General features: G+C 62.5%; 14 protein-coding genes. 4 read left to right on the top strand and 10 right to left on the bottom strand.

Features of this window, described 5'->3' with window-relative positions; genetic code table 11:
- Nucleotides 1-28 precede the first annotated feature (28 nt).
- Complete coding sequence (locus tag GYH29_RS10245; protein WP_081950492.1) at nt 29-1,633, top strand: EAL domain-containing protein; 1,605 nt, start codon at nt 29-31, stop codon at nt 1,631-1,633.
- Here the strand turns inward: GYH29_RS10245 and GYH29_RS10240 are convergent.
- The 10 genes from GYH29_RS10240 to GYH29_RS10195 all read right to left on the bottom strand — a co-directional run bounded on the left by GYH29_RS10240 (nt 1,630) and on the right by GYH29_RS10195 (nt 12,280).
- Entirely contained in the window at nt 1,630-1,974 is a 345-nt protein-coding gene (locus tag GYH29_RS10240; protein WP_043593644.1) for an MliC family protein, read from the bottom strand. The genes GYH29_RS10245 and GYH29_RS10240 overlap by 4 nt on opposite strands.
- Before the next feature lie 84 nt (nt 1,975-2,058).
- Nucleotides 2,059-2,715: an ankyrin repeat domain-containing protein gene (locus GYH29_RS10235; RefSeq protein ID WP_161523638.1), complete on the bottom strand. Its 657-nt coding sequence runs from the start codon at nt 2,713-2,715 to the stop codon at nt 2,059-2,061.
- Nucleotides 2,716-2,843: 128 nt separating this feature from the next.
- A complete protein-coding gene (serC, locus tag GYH29_RS10230) occupies nt 2,844-3,932 on the bottom strand; it encodes a 3-phosphoserine/phosphohydroxythreonine transaminase (protein WP_039753773.1) in 1,089 nt (362 codons plus the stop codon).
- A 104-nt stretch (nt 3,933-4,036) separates the two neighbouring features.
- Nucleotides 4,037-4,477, bottom strand: coding sequence for a PaaI family thioesterase (locus GYH29_RS10225; protein WP_019100433.1), 441 nt, complete (start codon nt 4,475-4,477; stop codon nt 4,037-4,039).
- A complete protein-coding gene (locus GYH29_RS10220) occupies nt 4,474-4,941 on the bottom strand; it encodes a PaaI family thioesterase (RefSeq protein ID WP_019100434.1) in 468 nt (155 codons plus the stop codon). The genes GYH29_RS10225 and GYH29_RS10220 overlap by 4 nt, the downstream gene beginning before the upstream one ends.
- Nucleotides 4,938-7,649: a DNA gyrase subunit A gene (gene gyrA / locus GYH29_RS10215; protein WP_019100435.1), complete on the bottom strand. Its 2,712-nt coding sequence runs from the start codon at nt 7,647-7,649 to the stop codon at nt 4,938-4,940. The genes GYH29_RS10220 and gyrA overlap by 4 nt, the downstream gene beginning before the upstream one ends.
- Nucleotides 7,650-7,783: 134 nt before the next feature.
- Nucleotides 7,784-9,154, bottom strand: coding sequence for a DNA recombination protein RmuC (gene rmuC / locus GYH29_RS10210; RefSeq protein ID WP_232060567.1), 1,371 nt, complete (start codon nt 9,152-9,154; stop codon nt 7,784-7,786).
- 110 nt (nt 9,155-9,264) lie between these two features.
- Nucleotides 9,265-9,522 carry a hypothetical protein gene (locus GYH29_RS10205; RefSeq protein ID WP_161523637.1) on the bottom strand — a complete coding sequence of 86 codons (258 nt, stop codon included), beginning with the start codon at nt 9,520-9,522 and terminating at the stop codon, nt 9,265-9,267.
- Between the two features lie 28 nt (nt 9,523-9,550).
- Complete coding sequence (recJ, locus tag GYH29_RS10200) at nt 9,551-11,266, bottom strand: single-stranded-DNA-specific exonuclease RecJ (RefSeq protein ID WP_043593635.1); 1,716 nt, start codon at nt 11,264-11,266, stop codon at nt 9,551-9,553.
- A gap of 6 nt (nt 11,267-11,272) precedes the next feature.
- On the bottom strand, nt 11,273-12,280 hold the full coding sequence (locus GYH29_RS10195; RefSeq protein ID WP_161523636.1) for a hypothetical protein: 1,008 nt from the start codon (nt 12,278-12,280) through the stop codon (nt 11,273-11,275).
- A gap of 239 nt (nt 12,281-12,519) precedes the next feature.
- Between GYH29_RS10195 and GYH29_RS10190 the strand changes: the two genes are divergently transcribed.
- The 3 genes from GYH29_RS10190 to GYH29_RS10180 all read left to right on the top strand — a co-directional run bounded on the left by GYH29_RS10190 (nt 12,520) and on the right by GYH29_RS10180 (nt 17,420).
- On the top strand, nt 12,520-13,854 hold the full coding sequence (locus GYH29_RS10190) for a M23 family metallopeptidase (RefSeq protein WP_019100440.1): 1,335 nt from the start codon (nt 12,520-12,522) through the stop codon (nt 13,852-13,854).
- Nucleotides 13,854-14,951 (top strand): anhydro-N-acetylmuramic acid kinase, encoded by a 1,098-nt coding sequence (locus GYH29_RS10185; RefSeq protein ID WP_161523635.1) that lies wholly within the window; start codon nt 13,854-13,856, stop codon nt 14,949-14,951. Before GYH29_RS10190 ends, GYH29_RS10185 begins: the two co-directional genes overlap by 1 nt.
- Before the next feature lie 171 nt (nt 14,952-15,122).
- The gene (locus tag GYH29_RS10180; RefSeq protein ID WP_052052236.1) at nt 15,123-17,420 is read left to right on the top strand and encodes a DNA translocase FtsK; all 2,298 of its coding nucleotides are present in this window, start codon (nt 15,123-15,125) and stop codon (nt 17,418-17,420) included.
- The last annotated feature ends 125 nt before the right edge of the window (nt 17,421-17,545 follow it).

The following is a 17,545-nucleotide window of genomic DNA, read 5'->3' as shown; positions in this document are numbered from 1 at the left end:
CCGGCAGCGGCGGCGGCCCTCGTATATCATGAACCATGCCGACTCCCCCATACGCTCCATGATGTCCCGCCGCCTAACCCTGCCTGCCCGCATCAGCCGCTGGCTGTTGATCGGCGTCGCCGCGCTGCTGCCGCTGGCCATCATCACTCCCATTGTCTATTGGCAGGAAAGCAACCGGCTGCGACAGCAAGCCACCCTGCAAACAGGCCAAGCGGAAAGCATGCTGGACTTGATGCTGGACTATGCGGCTCAGGCCGCCGACAGTGTGGCCCCGCTCACCAACCAGCCATGTCCGCAAATAGAACAGGCGCTGCGCAAACAAGTCACCGTGGTGCCCTTCATCCGCAGCGTCACGTTGGAACGCGGCGGCATTCTCTACTGCTCCTCGTTATTCGGCGTCTACCACAGACAGATCTCCTCGCCGGACAAACCCCGCCCGGAAACCGAGCTGCGCTTGAAGTCCGGCAACGAGCTGACCCCGGGCCGTCCGCTGATCATTTACCGCAAGCAATCGGGGCCGACGGCGATCTACATCGCCATTGACGGCGTGCATCTGCAGTTCAGCCTGGACATGGCCAGCGACTACAGCCCGGTTTACATGCGCGTGGGACCGCTCTGGATAGGGCCGGATCACGCGGTACACCCCAACCCCAGTCCGCCCTTCGACCTGCTTACGATAGAACGCGCCTCCTCCCGCCATCCCTATACCCTGATTAGCGGCTTCAACCGCCGCGACCTGTACCACCAGATGGCCAGCAGCTATGAACTGGTCTTCCTCAGCATGGCGGCGCTGGGCCTGGTGCTGGCCGCCGCGCTGCGCTGGCAACTAAGCCGGCCGGCGTCGCCCACCGTTGAACTGCAACGCGCGCTGGACAATGGGGAATTCGAGCCCTTTCTACAGCCCGTAGTGCGTTCCGACGGGCTGGGCTGGCAAGGCGCGGAAGTGCTGATGCGCTGGCGTCACCCGCGGGATGGACTGATCCGGCCGGACCTGTTCATTCCCCGCGCCGAGGACTGCGGCATGATCGTGCCGATGACGCGGCAGATGATGCGCCAGTTGGCGCGGACTCTGGGGCGAAGCCGATTGCCACCGCAGTTCCACCTTGGCATCAACATCACCGCCGCCCATCTACGGGATGATGCTTTGCTGGCAGACTGCCGACAGTTTCTCGCTCACTTCCCGCCGGGGGACCTGAATCTGGTGCTGGAACTAACCGAAAGAGAGATGGTAGAGCCCACTCCCGAAGCCTGCGAACGGCTGGCCCGACTGCGCGGACTAGGCGTGAAGATAGCGATAGACGATTTTGGCACCGGCCACTCCAGCCTGGTCTATCTGCAGCAACTACCGCTGGACGGCATCAAGATAGACAAGAGCTTCACCGCCAGCATCGGCGCGGACGCGCCGTCCAGCCACATTGTCGACAGCGTGGCCGAGCTTGCGCATAAATTGAAGCTGGAAATCGTGGCGGAAGGAGTGGAGACCGAAGCCCAGCGCGCTTACCTGACTCGTCTGGATGTGGGTTGGCTGCAAGGTTACCTGTTTGCGCGACCGATGCCGCTGCGCGAATTTCTGCTGCGCCCGGAACTGGACGCAGCGCGCTCGGCGGCATCCAGTTCCGGCCCGGCGCTTTAGCGCCGGCTTTCCTTGCAGTCGTCCAACAAGACCTTGTCGGTGATTTCGTCGCGCAGCGTGCCTTCCGGCCCCTTGGTCCACCAGCTGTATTGCTCGGCCGCGTATTTGGCGCCGGAACCGGACACCACATTGGCCAACAGCATGGTCTTGCCCTTGATCGGCAATACCGCGAAACTCTGCTCGTTTTTGACGTTGTAATACTTGACTGTCAGCTTGGCGCCGTCGGCGCAAACGTAGTTGACGACCTGGCGCTGACCAGCCTGGATCTCCGGCAAGGTCAGCGGTTTGGCCAGCGCGGCTGCGCTGCTCAGGGTCAGTACGGCGAACAAGATGGATTTCATGGTTCAACTCCTAGAATGACGAACTGCGGCTTGCTCTTGGCAAATGGGAATAGACCGAGCTCGTTCGGTTTTGTTCTGCGCAGTTCAGCGAGCGCCCGCCTCCGTCAGCAAGGCGGCAACGCCGGACAGCCCCCGGCGGCGGGCATGTTGCAAGGCGGTTACGCCGTCGCGATCCGCCAGATTCAGATCCGCCTTGGCCGCGATCAGTTGCCGGACGATGTCGCGATGCTGCGCGCTGTCCACTCCCAAAATCGCCACTTCCAGCAAGCAGGTCCAACCCAGCCGGTTTACGTGATCAAGCTTGACCCCCGCGGCAATCAATTGCCGCGCAGCTTCCGCGTGGCCTCGTTCGCAAGCGGGGATCAACGCCGTGCCCTGATAACGGTTGGTGCTGGCCAAGTCCGCGCCGTGCCGCAGCGTCATTCTCAGGATTTCATTCCTGCCCTGGGCGCCGGCCAACAGATAGGAGCTGTCCTGCTGCTTATCCTTGGCGTTTACATCCGCGCCGGCCTCAATCAACAAACGCGCCACCTCCGGATGATTACCCCAAGTCGCCAGCAGCAGGGGCGTGCGCTGCCGGGAATCGCGGACATCCACCGGCGCGCCCGCGCGCAACAAGCGCCGCACTTCAGGTGCGTCTCCGCGGTCGGCCGCCGTCAATAAAGCTTGGCCACCGTCGGCGCCGGCGGGGGTGGAGACGACCAAAACCACCGACAACAGGATTTTCACTTGCCAATGCATTGCCTTCTCCTCGCTAGTTACAAACGATTGAAATGGAAGCGTCACCGTAGCATGGCAGTGGGAGCCGGGCCAGCCGGCAAAGACAAAGCCCGCCAGCCGGCGGGCTTTGACGACACTGCGGCGAAAACTCAGCCGTGCATGCGGGCGAAGTCCTGCATGAAGTTGGCCAGCGATTTGACGCCCTCTATCGGCATCGCATTGTAGATGGAGGCGCGGATGCCGCCCACCGCGCGATGCCCTTTCAGCTGGATCAAGCCGTTCTTGCGCGCTTCCAGCAGAAAGGTTTCTTCCAGCCCTTCATCCTTGAGCCGGAACACCACGTTCATCCGCGAACGGAACGGAGCGTCGATATGGGTGTGATAGAAGCCCTCGCTGGACTCAATCACATGGTTGAGCAGGCCTGCCTTCTCCTCGTTGCGGGTGGCGATGGATTTGACGCCGCCTTGCTCCTTCAACCATTTGAATACCAGGCCGGAGATGTAGATCGGAAAGGTGGGCGGAGTGTTGTACATCGAGTCGGCGTCGGCGTGGACCTGGTAATTGAGCATGGTGGGCAGATCGGCACGGGCTTTGCCTAGCAAGTCGTCGCGCACGATCAGCACCACTAGGCCGGAAGGCCCGATGTTCTTTTGCGCACCGGCGTAGATCAAACCGAACTGGCTGACGTCCACTTCCCTGGACAGGAAGTCCGAGGACATGTCGCAAACCAGCGGCACGTCCGGCAGGCTTTGCGGCACGAAGGGGAATTGCAAGCCGCCTATAGTCTCGTTGGAGGTGTAGTGCAGATAAGCCGCCTTGGGGTCGCGCTGCCAGCCGGCTTCGTCCGGAACGTAGGCGAAGTTGCGGTCCTCGCTGCTGGCCGCCACATTGACCTTGGCGTAGCGACGCGCTTCTTTGATCGCCAGCTTGGACCAGTGGCCGGTATTGACGATATCCACGCTGTCGCGCTCGCCCAGCAAGTTAAGCGGCACCTGGGCGAACTGCAGCGAAGCGCCCCCCTGCAGGAACAGCACTTTGTAGTTGGCGGGGATGCCCATCAACTCGCGCAGGTCGTGCTCGGCGTCATGGATGATTTCCATGAATTCCTTGCCGCGATGGCTCATTTCCATCACGCACATGCCGGAGCCGTGCCAATCCAGCATTTCGCTTTGCGCTTCGGCCAGCACCTGATGAGGCAGCACGGCGGGGCCGGCGGAGAAGTTGTACACTTTGGCCATGTTCATCCTCTATTTGCGTTGACAGCCCTTGGCGCCCGCACCGGCGAACTCCGGGCCTTGGTATGCGAAGGCCCGATCGCTAAGCGCCGGGCCTTTGTTATAGTTTACTGACTGAGCAGGAAGTGGGCTCTCGCCACGGCAACCGGCTTTCGCCGGTCTTCTTGCCAGGCTTCGATCAGCACATTGGCCACCCGCTTGCCCTGCTTGGTAATCTCGCACTTGGCGTACAAGGTTTGCGGCCGGCCCGGGCGCAGATAGTCCAGCGAAAAGTCGACGATCTTAGGCGTTTCCTGCGACTCCCGTATCCACATCAGATGCAGCATTGCCGCGCTTTCCAGAAAACCGCCGATCAGCCCGCCGTGCAATGCCGGCAGAGCGGTATTGCCGACATTGCGCTCGGAGAACGGCAACTGGAACAGCAACTCGCCAGCGTCGTCCTCGCCCAACTCCACCCCCATCAGCTTGATGTAGGGGAGCTCGTCCACGATGAGCGCATAGGCTTTTTGATCGCGCAATGCGTTGAAACGTTCCATGAAGCGGCTCATGCGGCGGCCTCCGGCAGCATCGGCGTCCGGCTGGATTCCCGCATGAAGGTGGCCACGCCGTGGGCGATCGGATCGCTGGGCGATTCGTGATAACACACGGCGCGGGTAAAGGCGATCTGGCTGGCCAGGCGATAGCATTCCGCTCGGCAGAAGATAGGCTTTCCCGGCGTGGCCGCCCTCAGGTAGTCGATGCGCAGATCCAGCGTGGCGATGGTTTCCAGCTCAGGCAGATGCGCCATCACCGCCACCGCGCTGCAGGTATCCACCAGCGAGGTGATCACCCCGCCGTGCAAAGTGCCGGTGGCCGGGTTGCCGACCAGATCCTCGCGCCAGTCCACCTTCAAAGTGGGCCGGCGTCCCTCGGTTCCGATGTATTGGAAACCCAGAGTGCGACAGTGCGGAAAGGAGACGAAAAGCTGGCTCATCGCCTCCAGCACTTCGGGATTGGCCGGCGTTGGAATCATGCCTCGCCGCCCTCGTCCGCGGCCTCGACGCCGTCTTCGCCTTCCAGTGCCTCCGTCTCGTCGTCGCTATCGCCCTCCGCCACTTTTTCCAGGCCGATCAGCTGCTCGCCTTCGTCCAGATTGATCAGGCGCACACCCTGAGCGGAACGGCCGGTTTCGCGCACTTCGGACACCTTGGTGCGAATCAGCACGCCACCGGTGGTGATCAGCATCACGTCGTCGGTTTCTTCCACTAGGCTGGCAGCCACCAGCTTGAGGCCGGTCTTGTCGGTCAGATCCATGGCGATCACGCCCTGGGTGCCGCGGCTGGTCAGGCGGAAATCACCGGTACGGGTGCGCTTACCGTAACCGCCGTTGCTGGCGGTCAGCACCATCTGGTCTTCGGAATTGGTCACCAGCAGGGAAATCAGCTTCTGGCCTTCGCCCAGCTTCATGCCGCGAACACCTCTGGAAGTGCGCCCCATCGGCCGCACCTGGCTTTCGCTGAAGCGGACCGACTTACCGGCGTCGGAGAACAGCATCACCTGATCGCCCTCGACCGGCAGGCCGTCCTCGATCAGTTCGCCTTCAACCGCGATGTCTTCCTCTACGATGGCCTCGTCATCCTCGTCTCCCTGGCCTGCCACGCTCTTGCCGCAGGTCAGCGCCACGCCCACCAGGTAGTTGCCCTCATCCAGATTGATGGCGATGATGCCCGCCGCGCGCGGCTTGGAGAAGGCGCGCAACGGCGTCTTCTTCACGGTGCCGTCGGCGGTGGCCATGAATACGTACTGGTCGTCGCGGAATTCCTTGACCGGCAACAGCGCGTTGATCTTCTCTCCCTCTTCCAGCGGCAGCACGTTGACCATGGGCTTGCCGCGGCTTTGTCGGCCGCCCTGCGGCAGGTCATAGACCTTGCGCCAGTAGCAGCGGCCGCGGCTGGAGAAGCACAGCACGAAGTCGTGGGTATTCGCCACGAACAGAGTGTCGATGAAATCGTCGTCCTTGGTGGCCGCCGCCTGCTTGCCTCGACCGCCGCGGCGCTGAGCGCTGTAGTCGTCGATGGGTTGAGCCTTGATGTAGCCGGTGTGGGAAATGGTCACCACCATGTCCTGCGGGGTGATCAAGTCCTCGATATTGATATCGCCGCCAAAAGGCTCGATCTCGGAACGGCGCGCGTCGCCAAACTGGGCGCGAATGGCGGTCAGTTCTTCGCTGATGATCTGGTTGATGCGCTCCGGCTTGGCCAGGATGTCCAAGAGGTCCAGGATCACCGCCATGATGTCGCGGTATTCTGCGACGATCTTGTCCTGCTCCAGGCCGGTGAGGCGCTGCAAGCGCATTTCCAAAATAGCCTGGGCCTGGGCTTCGGACAAACGGTAACCGTTGGCCTTGAGGCCGAACTCTTCCGCCAGCCCGTCTGGGCGCGCCTTATCCTGATCGACGCGGGACAGCATTTCCTCCACCAGCTGCGAACGCCATTCGCGGTCCATCAGCGCGATCTTGGCTTGCGGCGGGGTTTCCGACGCTTTAATCAACGCGATGATTTCATCGACGTTGGACAGCGCGACAGCCAAACCTTCCAGGATGTGGCCCCGCTCGCGCGCCTTGCGCAATTCGAAGATGGTGCGTCGGGTCACCACTTCGCGGCGGTGACGCAGGAACTCCACCAGGATCTGCTTCAGGTTCAGCAAGCGCGGCTGGCCATCCACCAGCGCCACCATATTGATGCCGAAGCTGTCCTGCAGCTGGGTCATCTTGTACAGGTGATTGAGCACCACTTCCGGCATTTCGCCGCGCTTGAGCTCGATCACCACGCGCATGCCGGACTTGTCGGATTCGTCGCGCAGGTCGGAAATACCTTCGATCTGCTTGTCGCGCACCAGCTCGCCGATGCGCTCCAGCAGACGCGCCTTGTTTACCTGATACGGGATCTCGTCGACGATGATGGCCTGGCGATCGCCCTTGCCGATGTCTTCGAAATGAACGCGCGCGCGCATGATCACGCGGCCGCGGCCGGTGCGATAGCCTTCCTTGACGCCGGCGGTGCCGTAGATGATGCCGGCGGTGGGGAAGTCCGGCGCCGGAATGATGTCGATCAGCTCGTCAATGGTCAGCTCGCTGTTGGCCAGCAAGGCCAGGCAGGCGTCCACCACCTCGTTGAGATTGTGCGGCGGAATATTGGTGGCCATGCCCACTGCGATGCCGGAGGAGCCGTTGATCAGCAGATTGGGGATTTTGGCCGGAAGGATCAGCGGCTCGTGTTCGGAACCGTCGTAGTTGGGACCGAAGTCCACGGTTTCCTTCTCGATGTCGGCCAGAAGCTCATGGGCGATGCGCGCCATGCGGATCTCGGTGTAACGCATCGCGGCGGCGTTGTCGCCGTCCACCGAACCGAAGTTGCCCTGACCATCCACCAAGGGGTAGCGCAGCGAAAAGTCCTGCGCCATGCGCACGATAGTGTCGTACACCGCGGTGTCGCCGTGCGGGTGGTATTTACCGATCACGTCGCCAACGATACGCGCCGATTTCTTGTACGCGCGGTTCCAATCGTTGGACAGCTCGTGCATGGCGTACAGCACCCGACGGTGCACCGGCTTCAGGCCATCGCGCACATCAGGCAAGGCGCGGCCCACGATCACGCTCATCGCGTAATCCAGATAAGAGCGGCGCATCTCCTCTTCGAGGCTGATGGGGATGGTTTCCTTGGCGAACAGGTTATCGGTCATAGTTTCTTGATTCGTAAGGATGAACAGGCCGCCCTGCGTTTGCGGGTGCATTCACGCGCCCGCCGCAGGGCGGCCAGCATAGGTAATGACAGCTCGTATTCTATCACGAAACGGTCATCTCCAACCGACTTCCGTCAGTCCAGCCCGGCCTCTTCCGCCCCTTCCACGCCCTCGCCTTCCATCGCGCCCAGTTTAAGATGCTGCTGTAATTGCTTGTTATTGCGCACCCCCAGCTTGCGCAGACGCTCGGCGCTGGCCACCAGATTGCCGCGGCCTCCGGACAGCTGCTTCATCGCGTCGCCAAAACTGTCGCGAGCCACGTCCAACTGCTTGCCCAGTTTTTCCAGATTGGCGGCGAAGCCGACGAATTTGTCGTACATCGCCCCGCCCTGGCGGGCGATCTCCTGCGCGTTCTGGTTCTGGTATTCGTAGCGCCAGATGCTGGCCACGGTGCGTAGCGTCGCCAGCAAGGTACTGGGGCCGACGATCATGATGCGGCGCTCGAAAGCCTCGTTGAACAAACTCATATCCTGCTGCACCGCCAACAGATAGGCCGGCTCCACCGGAATGAACATGAACACGAAGTCCAGGGTGTTCAAACGATACAAGTCCTGGTAACGCTTTTCCGACAGCGTACGGATGTGATTGCGGATGGCCGCGACATGGGCCTTCATTTCCGTCGCCCGTTCCGCCTCGTCCTCTGCGGCGGTGTAGCGCACATAGGCGTTCAGCGATACCTTGGAATCCACCACCAGCTGCTTGCCTTCCGGCAGGTCTATCACCACGTCCGGCTGATAGCGGCGGTTGCCGTCTTCGCCGGCCACCACGTCGGACACTTGCACCCGGTACTCGCGATCCTTCTGCAGGCCGGAGGTTTCCAGCACCCGTTCCAGCACCATCTCGCCCCAAGAGCCCTGCGCCTTGCTGCTGGCGCCGGTCAAGGCCTTGGTCAGCGCGATGGCGTCGTCGCCCAGCCGGCTATTGAGTTCTTGCAAGCGCTTGAGCTCCGCCTCCAGCGACAAGCGCCCCTGACTGTCTTTTTCATAACTGTCCTGCACCAGCTTGCCGAAATCTTGCAGCCGCTGCTGCAAGGGCCCGAGCAGATGACCGAGGTTCTGCTGATTCTGCTCGGTGAAACGCTTGGCCTTCTCTTCCAGGATATCCCCGGCCAGCGCCTTGAACTGCCCAGCCATGCTTTCGCGCGCCTCGGTCAACAAGGCCAGCTTCTCGGCGTTCTGGCCGCGCTCCTGCTCCAGCAGCGTCATCAGCTCCTGCTCGCGGGCAGTGAGCCGGGTCAACTCCGTGTTCAGTTGCTCCAGCCGTTCCGCCTGCCTGCTACGCTGCTGACGCATATCCTCCAGTTGCTTGACATGCTCCTGCATCGCCGACCAATAGGCGGCCGCCTGCTGTTGGGCCTCCGCCAACTTCCCTTCCTTATGCCGCGCCTCCTGCAACAACTCCTTGCTGCTTTCCAGCTGCGCCGTCAGCGTAGCCAGACGCTGCATCCAATCCTGTAATTCCGATTCGCGCCTGCGTGCGTCCACAATCCTGGCGGCGGCCCACCCCCCCAAACCAGCGACTAGCGCAGCCAATATCGCTACCAACGGCATGCTCATTACCGCGCTCTCCATAAATGAATCAAGGCGGCGCCCCAGAACAACAATGCCAGAACGAGAAACACGCCGAATAGTTGCAAGGCCTGGCGCCAATTGCCCTCGGCCGAGGTGAACCACACACAAACGCCGAAAGCTGTGACAAGAACGCCGCCCCCCCATTTAAGCGCCGCGCCGAACCGCCCCCTACTCAGCAAACCCCAGGCCATCAGCAAAAGCAGAATAGCCAGCACCAGCGGCCAAGCCAGGAAGGCAAGCATCCACACCAATTCCCAAAGGGCTAGACCGCTAAACACCCAGCCCCTCCCTCTCCAAACCCACCGCCGCCCAATGCTGCAAATACACTTGCAACTCCTTGCGGCCCTGCCATTCATTGGCGATCAACTGATACACCGCGTCGACATTGTCCGGCAGCCATTCCACCTGATTGAACAACATGGCGTCGAACTCCTCTCCGTCGCGCGCCAAGCGCAGCTTCAAGTGCTTGTCGCCAACCACGCGCTGGCTCATCACCGCGAAACGGTCGTGGAAGTAAGGTACGGGGAAGCCCTGGCCCCACACCTCGGCCGCCAATTGCTCGGCGAAGGCCAGGTTCAATTCGCGCGGCGCCAGGCTGCCGTCGGTTTCTATGGTGCGGGTCAGATGGCGCTCTTCCAACAACTCGCGCGCCACTGCCTCGAAGGCGCGCTGAAACTCGTCAAAGCGCGTCTGTTTCAGGCTAAGGCCGGCCGCCATCGCATGGCCGCCGAACTTGAGAATCAGGCCGGGATGCCGCTTGAACACCAAGTCCAGCGCGTCGCGCAGATGGAAGCCGGGAATCGAGCGGCCGGAGCCCTTGATCTCGCCGTTGTCGCCGGGCGCGAACACGATGGCCGGCCGATGGAAGCGCTCCTTGAGCCGGGAGGCGACGATGCCGACCACGCCCTGATGCCAGTCGTCGCGGAACAGAGTCAGCGTGTAGCGGTTGTCGGCATCGATGCCGGACAACGCCGCCAGCGCCTCGTCCTGCATGCCGTGCTCTATGCTGCGCCGTTCGCGGTTGAGCTGGTCCAGCTGTTGCGCCAGCCGCATCGCCTGTTCCTCATTGGCGGCCAGCAGGCAGGCGATGCCCAGGCTCATATCGTCCAGCCGGCCGGCGGCGTTCAAACGGGGGCCCAGCGTGAACCCCAGGTCAAAAGTGTTGGCCTTGTAATGCGCGCGGCCGGCGACGCGGAACAAAGCGGCGATGCCTGGCGCCATGCGGCCGGCGCGCATGCGCTTGAGGCCGTTTTCCACCAAGGTGCGATTGTTCTGATCCAGCCGCACCACGTCGGCCACCGTGCCCAGCGCCACATAGTCCAGCAGCTCTCCCAGATTGGGCTGGCTACGCTCGTCAAACACTCCGCGCCGGCGCATTTCGGCGCGCAGCGCCAGCAGCACGTAGAACATCACCCCCACGCCGGCCAGGTTCTTGGACGGAAATTCGCAGCCGGGCTGATTGGGGTTGACGATCAAGGCCTCCGGCAACACGTCGCCGGGCAGGTGGTGATCGGTGACCAGCACTTCAATGCCGAGCGCCTTGGCGGCGAGCACGCCGTCCACGCTGGCGATGCCGTTGTCCACGGTGACAATGATGTCGGGGTTTTGACGCGCGGCCAGTTCAACGATCTCCGGCGTCAGGCCGTAACCGTACTCGAAGCGATTTGGCACGATGAAGTCAACGCGCGCGCCCAGCATGGACAAGCCCTTGACCGCCACCGCGCAGGCGGTGGCGCCGTCGGCGTCGTAATCCGCCACCACCAACAGGCGTTGACGGCCGGCGATGGCGTCGGCCAGGCGCTCCGCCATCGGCTGGATGTTTTTCAGGTTTTGATAGGGCAGCAGTGCCTTGAGGCCGTAATCCAGCTCGGCGCAGTCGCAAATGCCGCGCGCGGCGTACAGTCTCGCCATCAACGGGCTCAAGCCCTGACGCAGCAATTGTTCATGAGTATCGGCGGGAATGCTTCGGGAAACGATTTGGGACATGTTTTCTCAATACAAGGCGGACAACGGCAGCGGCCGCTTCCAGAATTTCCACAGGTCGTTGCGGCGCACCTTCAGTTCCAGCCCGCCGTGACCGTGCGCGCGCAAGACCAGGCTATCGATCCGGCCCTGACGCAGCGCCCGCAACAAGGGAGCGAACCAGTCGCGCTCCAGTCGTTGCAACGCTTCGCGCCAGCCCCAGGCGTCGCGGTACTGCGCCGCCGCCTGCAAGGCGTCCAGCGCCACCAGGCAGTCGCGGACGCCGGCCTGCTCGACGAAGCCGGCGAAGTCGTAAGGCGCCGGCAGGCACGGCGCGCCGGCCTCGGCCGCGATCCAGCCCAACCAGCCCTCGTCGGCGAACACCTGTTCCGCCGGCGCGCGCCAGCCCGGCTCTACGCCGCCGCCCCACAGCCATAAACTGTTGACGCCGAGTTCCCCGCGCGCCTCGCGCTCATCGTTCAGCGGATGGGCGTACAGCAGCATCTGCAACTCGTTCAGCAAGCGGCTCCAGTCCAGGCCGCGCTCGCCCTGCGGCAAATGCGCGTCAATGTCCTCGCCCACCACATCCGGCAGCGGGCTGAAGCTGGCCGCCGCGGGCGCGTCCAGCTGCAACAGCCAACGGCCCGGCTCCAGCGGATGGATGCGCCAGCCGTCGTCGGCGAAATGGCGGTTAGCCGCGTCGGCCAGGGTTTCGGCCTCGGCCTGGCTCAAGCTCATCACGCCGACATCAGCCAGCAAGACGCGGTCGCGATCCACACGCACATGCACCGGATCGGCCAGCAGCCAATCTCCCTGTTCCGCCGGCAAGCCGGCCTGACGCGCCCGAAGCCTCGCCAGGCCGTCCGCGGAGCCGCGCCACGGCGCGGTCAAGAGCTCGCTCAGCGTCGCCGGTCCGGCGGCGCGTTCTCCCTGGCCCAACAAGCGTTGCAGGGCGGGAAGTTCCAGCCCCTTGCACACATCGGCGCCGTCGTGGCCGTCCAGCCAAAGCAGACCGGGCAACAACAATGTCAATTTCATTTATCGCTACACTTGGATGACGAGATCGAAGTAATATCAAAGCCTTGCGAAAACGCCCTGGCATGGGCCCTGGGCGAAATCAGGCGGATAGCATCCGGAATCGCGGCTATAATTTACAGTTTGCACAGGAACTTATGCCGCGCAAGCTCCCCAAATGTTGAGACGCGGCCGCAAGGCCTGTGATTGGCAAATACGGAATTTACAAAGGTTGGCTCATGGCCAGCCTTTTATAGTGAACGATGGATTATCGCAAACTGCTACATATCCCGCAAAAATGCTTCCACAAGCTGATGAACCATCATCTGAGCTTGATCGGCGCGGCCGCCTCCCTGCCCTTGTTCGGCATGGCCACCGCCTTCGCCGTGGCTCAGAACGGCGCTCAGCCCGCCAAACCGGAAGTTTTGCAAAAAGAAGTGACCGAGCAACTGACCCTGCCGGCTTTTTCCTTCAACGAAAGCGCCACCCGTTACTGGCGAGACGAGGCGATTCAACGCGGCGACACCATCGCCCGCGTGCTGAACCGGCTGGGCATCCGCGACAGCGAAGCCAACCGCTTTCTGCACTCCAGCCCGCTGTCCAAGGACTTGCTCAAGTTGAAGACCGGCGCCACGCTGTCGGTGCAGACCAACGATTTGGGCGAATTGTTCGGCCTGCGTTTTCTCAATGACGACGAAAACGGCGAGCAAGTGCTGGTGGCCATCGAAAAGGTCAACGGCGAATGGCAGGCCAGCGCCGACCCGATCGCCACCGAAGCGGTGCAGACGGTGCGCTCGCTGCTGATCACCCGCTCCGTGGGCGCCGCGCTGGCCAAAGCCCAAGTACCGCGCGACATCCGCGCCCAATTGACGGAAATCTTCGCCGATCAATTCAACATCAACTCTCTGGGCAAAGGCGACCGCATCAATCTGGTGTACGAAACCCTGCTCTACAACGGCGCGCCCATCGCCGCCGGCAACCTGCTGGCTGTGGAAATTCAACGCTCCGGCAAGCTTCACCAAGCCTTCTACTTTGCTCATGACAGCGAGTCCGGCGCCTATTACGACGCGCTGGGCAAGCCCATCAAACAGGGCTTTAGCCACCAGCCGGTGGCCAACGCCCGCATCAGCTCCGGCTTCGGCTTCCGCAAGCACCCGATACTACGCTCCTTGCGCCTGCATTCCGGCGTGGACTATGCCGCCGCCAGCGGCACCCCCATCATTGCCCCTGCCGACGGCACCATGGTCAAGGTGGAACGCCAAAACGGCTATGGCAATATGGTGGAAATCCGCCACAATCAAAAAATGACCACGCTGTACGCGCACATGAGCCGCTTCGCCCCTGGCGCCCGCTCCGGCAAAAGCGTCAAGGCCGGCGAGGTGATAGGCTATGTCGGCAGCACCGGCCGCTCCACCGGCCCCCATCTGCACTTTGAGGTGCGGATCAACGGCCAGGCGGTGGACCCGGCCACCAACGCCTTGCCGACGCCGGGCCTGAGCGCCACTCAGCTGGCCGAATTCAAATCCGGCAACCAGGCGCTGACCGCGCACCTGAAACTACTGCGCGAACTGCCCACCAACATCGCATTGCTAGACTGATGAATCAACGCTTGATCGGACTGATGTCCGGCACCAGCCTGGACGGCGTCGACGCCGTGCTGGTGCGCTTCAACGAACAAGGCGCGCTCCGCGTCGAAGCCGACTACTTCGTTGCCTACCCGCCGCGACTGCGCGAACAGGCGCTGGCGCTGCAGGCCATCGGCGACAATGAGCTGGATCGCGCCGCCCGGCTGGCCAATGAGTTGGCCGAGCTCTACGCCCAGGCGGTTAACGGCCTGATGGCCGCTGAAGAGCTGAAGCCGGCTGACATCGCAGCCGTCGCCAGCCACGGCCAAACCATACGCCACGCCCCGGACGCCGGCTACACCTGGCAAATAGGCAATATGGCCCGCCTTGCCGAGCTGACCCACATCGATGTGATCGCCGATTTCCGCAGCCGCGACCTGGCCGCCGGCGGCCAGGGCGCGCCTCTGGTGCCGGCCTTCCATCAGGCGGTGTTTGGCGCGCCGGAGCAAAACCGGGTGATTCTCAACATCGGCGGCATCAGCAACCTGACCCGCCTTCACCCAAACCAAGCGGTGATCGGCTTCGACTGCGGTCCCGGCAATATGCTGATGGACGCCTGGTGCCTACGCCATCAGGGCCACCCTTACGATGCCGACGGCCAATGGGCCAGCCAGGGCGTGGTGGAGTCTTCGCTGCTGCAGGCGCTACTGGACGAACCCTTCTTCCGTCAGCCCCCGCCCAAAAGCACCGGTCGCGACCTGTTCGACTTGCCCTGGCTGGAGCATAAACTGCTGGGCCGCCATGTGCCCGCCGTCGACGTGCAAGCCACGCTGCTGGAGCTGAGCGCGCGCGGCATCGCTCAGGCCATCACCCTGCATTGCCCGGCAAACCAGGCTATCTTCGTCTGCGGCGGCGGAGCGCGCAACGGCGCGCTGATGCGTCGCCTGAGCGCCTTGCTGCCGGAACAAAACATCGCCGGCACCGCCGCGCTGGGCCTGCCCGAACACCAAGTGGAGGCCGCCGCCTTCGCCTGGCTGGGCTGGCGCTTCCTGCGCCGCCTCGCCGGCAACCTGCCGGAAGTGACCGGCGCCGCCGGCGAACGCGTACTCGGCGCGCTATACCCCAAATAAGCGCCTCAAAGCCTGTTCCAAGGCCTTGCGTGTCAACACAACAGACTTTGATACACAGTCTCTAAAGGGAACGCCATCAAGACTTGTCAGCAAAACCGAATACATTCCGACACGCTTAAACGAGGCGTGTCAGGCTATAATCAGCGACAGTCATAGCCAAACAAGAGAAAAATGCGACTTTTCAAGCGCAAAGCCGTAGTCAAAAACAGCCAGACCCCGTTGCCGCCGCAGCTGGCCTCGCTGCTGCGCGAGGCGTGGTGGCTGCTGATGGCCGTATTGGCCGTCTACCTGGTGCTGGTGCTGGCAAGCTACTCCCCGCAAGACCCCTCCTGGTCCCATAGCTCCTCAGATCCCACCGTGCGCAATTACGGCGGCGCTTTCGGCGCTTGGCTGTCCGATATGCTGCTCTACGTGTTCGGCTTGTCGGCCTGGTGGCTGGTGGTGTTCTGCCTGGTGGCCATCGCCTGGGGCTATCAGCGCATGGAAACACTGGGCTTCAAGCTCAACCCCATCACCGTCGCCGCCATCGGCGGCTTTCTGCTGCTGCTGTTTTCCAGCGCCAGCATAGAGGCCATCATCCTGGCGGAAAAAGCGCTCAATCTACCCCTGTCCGCCGGTGGCATGCTGGGGCATTTCATCGGCCTCGGCATCGCCCACGGCCTGGGCCTGTCTGGCGCCTACCTCTTGCTCAGCGTGCTCGCCGCCATCGGTTTTTCCCTGTTCACCGGGCTGTCTTGGCTCGACATCATGGAGCGGCTGGGCGGCGCGCTGGAAGACGGCGCCTTGAAACTATGGCACAACTGGCAGGCACGCAAAGATCGCGAAATCGGCAAAGAGATCGCGCAAAAGCGCGAAGCCAAGATCACCACCGAGAAAAAGAAGAACGAGGAGAAAAGCCCGCTGCGGATCGAGCCTCCAGTGCTGGACGTGCCGCTGTCCACCAAGGCTCAAAAGCCAGTGCAACAATCCTTGTTCGCCGACCCCAAGGACGGCGCGCTGCCCGGCCTGACACTGCTGGAGGCGCCCAAGGAACAACAGGAACCGGTGTCGCAGGATACGGTTGAATACACTTCGCGGCTGATCGAGCGCAAGCTGGCCGATTTCGGGGTCGACGTCAAAGTGGTGGCGGCCTATCCCGGCCCAGTGATTACTCGCTACGAGGTGGAACCGGCGGTGGGCGTAAAGGGCGCTCAGGTCGTCAATTTGATGAAGGATCTGGCGCGCGCGCTGTCTCTGGTTTCCATCCGGGTGGTGGAAACCATTCCCGGTAAAACCTATATGGGCCTGGAACTCCCCAACCCCAAACGCCAGATCGTGCGCCTCTCGGAAATCGTCGGCTCCGACGGCTACCAGAACATGGCTTCCAAGCTGACCATGGCCTTGGGCAAGGACATCGCCGGACAACCCGTGTCCGCCGACCTCGCCAAGATGCCACACGTGCTGGTGGCCGGCACCACCGGCTCCGGCAAATCAGTGGCCATCAACGCGATGATCTTGTCGCTGCTGTACAAGTCCACGCCCAAAGAAGTGCGGCTGATCATGGTCGACCCCAAAATGCTGGAGCTGTCGATCTATGAAGGCATTCCTCACCTACTGGCCCCGGTGGTCACCGACATGAAACAAGCCGCCAACGCGCTGAACTGGTGCGTGGCGGAGATGGAACGCCGCTATAAACTGATGTCCAAGCTGGGCGTGCGCAACCTGGCCGGGTTCAACCAAAAGATCAAGGACGCGGACAAGGCCGGCGAAAAGATCCCCAACCCCTTCAGCCTGAGCCCGGAAACCCCGGAACCGCTGGACACCCTGCCTTTGATCGTGGTGGTGATAGACGAGCTGGCCGATCTAATGATGGTGGCTGGCAAGAAGATAGAAGAACTGATCGCTCGCTTGGCGCAGAAGGCCCGCGCCGCCGGCATCCACCTGATCCTGGCCACTCAGCGGCCGTCTGTGGACGTGATCACCGGCCTGATCAAGGCCAATATCCCGACGCGAATCGCCTTCCAGGTATCCAGCAAGATAGACAGCCGCACCATTCTGGATCAGATGGGCGCGGAAACCCTGCTCGGTCAAGGCGATATGCTCTATCTGCCGCCGGGCACCGGCTATCCGGTCCGGGTCCATGGCGCCTTCGTCGCCGACGAAGAAGTCCACCATGTGGTGGAGTTCCTGAAAAGCACCGGCGGCCCGGACTATGTGGAAGGCATTCTCACCGGCCAGAGCGACAGCGAAGACGGTTCGCCCTCCGGCCTTGACGGCGAGGCGAACGGCGAAGCCGACCCGCTTTACGACGAAGCCGTCGCCATTGTGCTCAAGACGCGCAAGGCGTCGATCTCCTCTGTGCAGCGCCATCTGCGCATAGGCTACAACCGCGCCGCGCGACTGATTGAGCAGATGGAATCCGCCGGCCTGGTTTCGGCGATGGAAAGCAACGGCAACCGCGCAGTGCTGGCGCCGTCCCGCGAAGACTAAGAACAGTTTACGATCTCGCGAGCTGAGGCGAGACAAGGTGAAAACCGCTGAGAAAGCGGAGTGTGCACACGGTACATGAGCATTTCGGATGGCGCACTCACCAAGCCTCGTTTCACGACGCGCAG

The sequence above is a fragment of the Chromobacterium haemolyticum genome, assembly GCF_009936155.1.
Lineage (GTDB): Bacteria > Pseudomonadota > Gammaproteobacteria > Burkholderiales > Chromobacteriaceae > Chromobacterium > Chromobacterium haemolyticum.
This window is presented reverse-complemented; position numbering and strand designations above follow the sequence as displayed.

Excerpts from the sequence above, each read along its gene's own strand:
- GYH29_RS10245 (WP_081950492.1), top strand. The coding sequence starts at position 29 with ATGAACCATGCCGACTCCCCCATACGCTCCATGATGTCCCGCCGCCTA.
- GYH29_RS10240 (WP_043593644.1), bottom strand. The coding sequence starts at position 1,974 with ATGAAATCCATCTTGTTCGCCGTACTGACCCTGAGCAGCGCAGCCGCG.
- GYH29_RS10235 (WP_161523638.1), bottom strand. The coding sequence starts at position 2,715 with ATGCATTGGCAAGTGAAAATCCTGTTGTCGGTGGTTTTGGTCGTCTCC.
- serC (WP_039753773.1), bottom strand. The coding sequence starts at position 3,932 with ATGGCCAAAGTGTACAACTTCTCCGCCGGCCCCGCCGTGCTGCCTCAT.
- GYH29_RS10225 (WP_019100433.1), bottom strand. The coding sequence starts at position 4,477 with ATGAGCCGCTTCATGGAACGTTTCAACGCATTGCGCGATCAAAAAGCC.
- GYH29_RS10220 (WP_019100434.1), bottom strand. The coding sequence starts at position 4,941 with ATGATTCCAACGCCGGCCAATCCCGAAGTGCTGGAGGCGATGAGCCAG.
- gyrA (WP_019100435.1), bottom strand. The coding sequence starts at position 7,649 with ATGACCGATAACCTGTTCGCCAAGGAAACCATCCCCATCAGCCTCGAA.
- rmuC (WP_232060567.1), bottom strand. The coding sequence starts at position 9,154 with ATGCAGCGTCTGGCTACGCTGACGGCGCAGCTGGAAAGCAGCAAGGAG.
- GYH29_RS10205 (WP_161523637.1), bottom strand. The coding sequence starts at position 9,522 with ATGCTTGCCTTCCTGGCTTGGCCGCTGGTGCTGGCTATTCTGCTTTTG.
- recJ (WP_043593635.1), bottom strand. The coding sequence starts at position 11,266 with ATGTCCCAAATCGTTTCCCGAAGCATTCCCGCCGATACTCATGAACAA.
- GYH29_RS10195 (WP_161523636.1), bottom strand. The coding sequence starts at position 12,280 with ATGAAATTGACATTGTTGTTGCCCGGTCTGCTTTGGCTGGACGGCCAC.
- GYH29_RS10190 (WP_019100440.1), top strand. The coding sequence starts at position 12,520 with ATGGATTATCGCAAACTGCTACATATCCCGCAAAAATGCTTCCACAAG.
- GYH29_RS10185 (WP_161523635.1), top strand. The coding sequence starts at position 13,854 with ATGAATCAACGCTTGATCGGACTGATGTCCGGCACCAGCCTGGACGGC.
- GYH29_RS10180 (WP_052052236.1), top strand. The coding sequence starts at position 15,123 with ATGCGACTTTTCAAGCGCAAAGCCGTAGTCAAAAACAGCCAGACCCCG.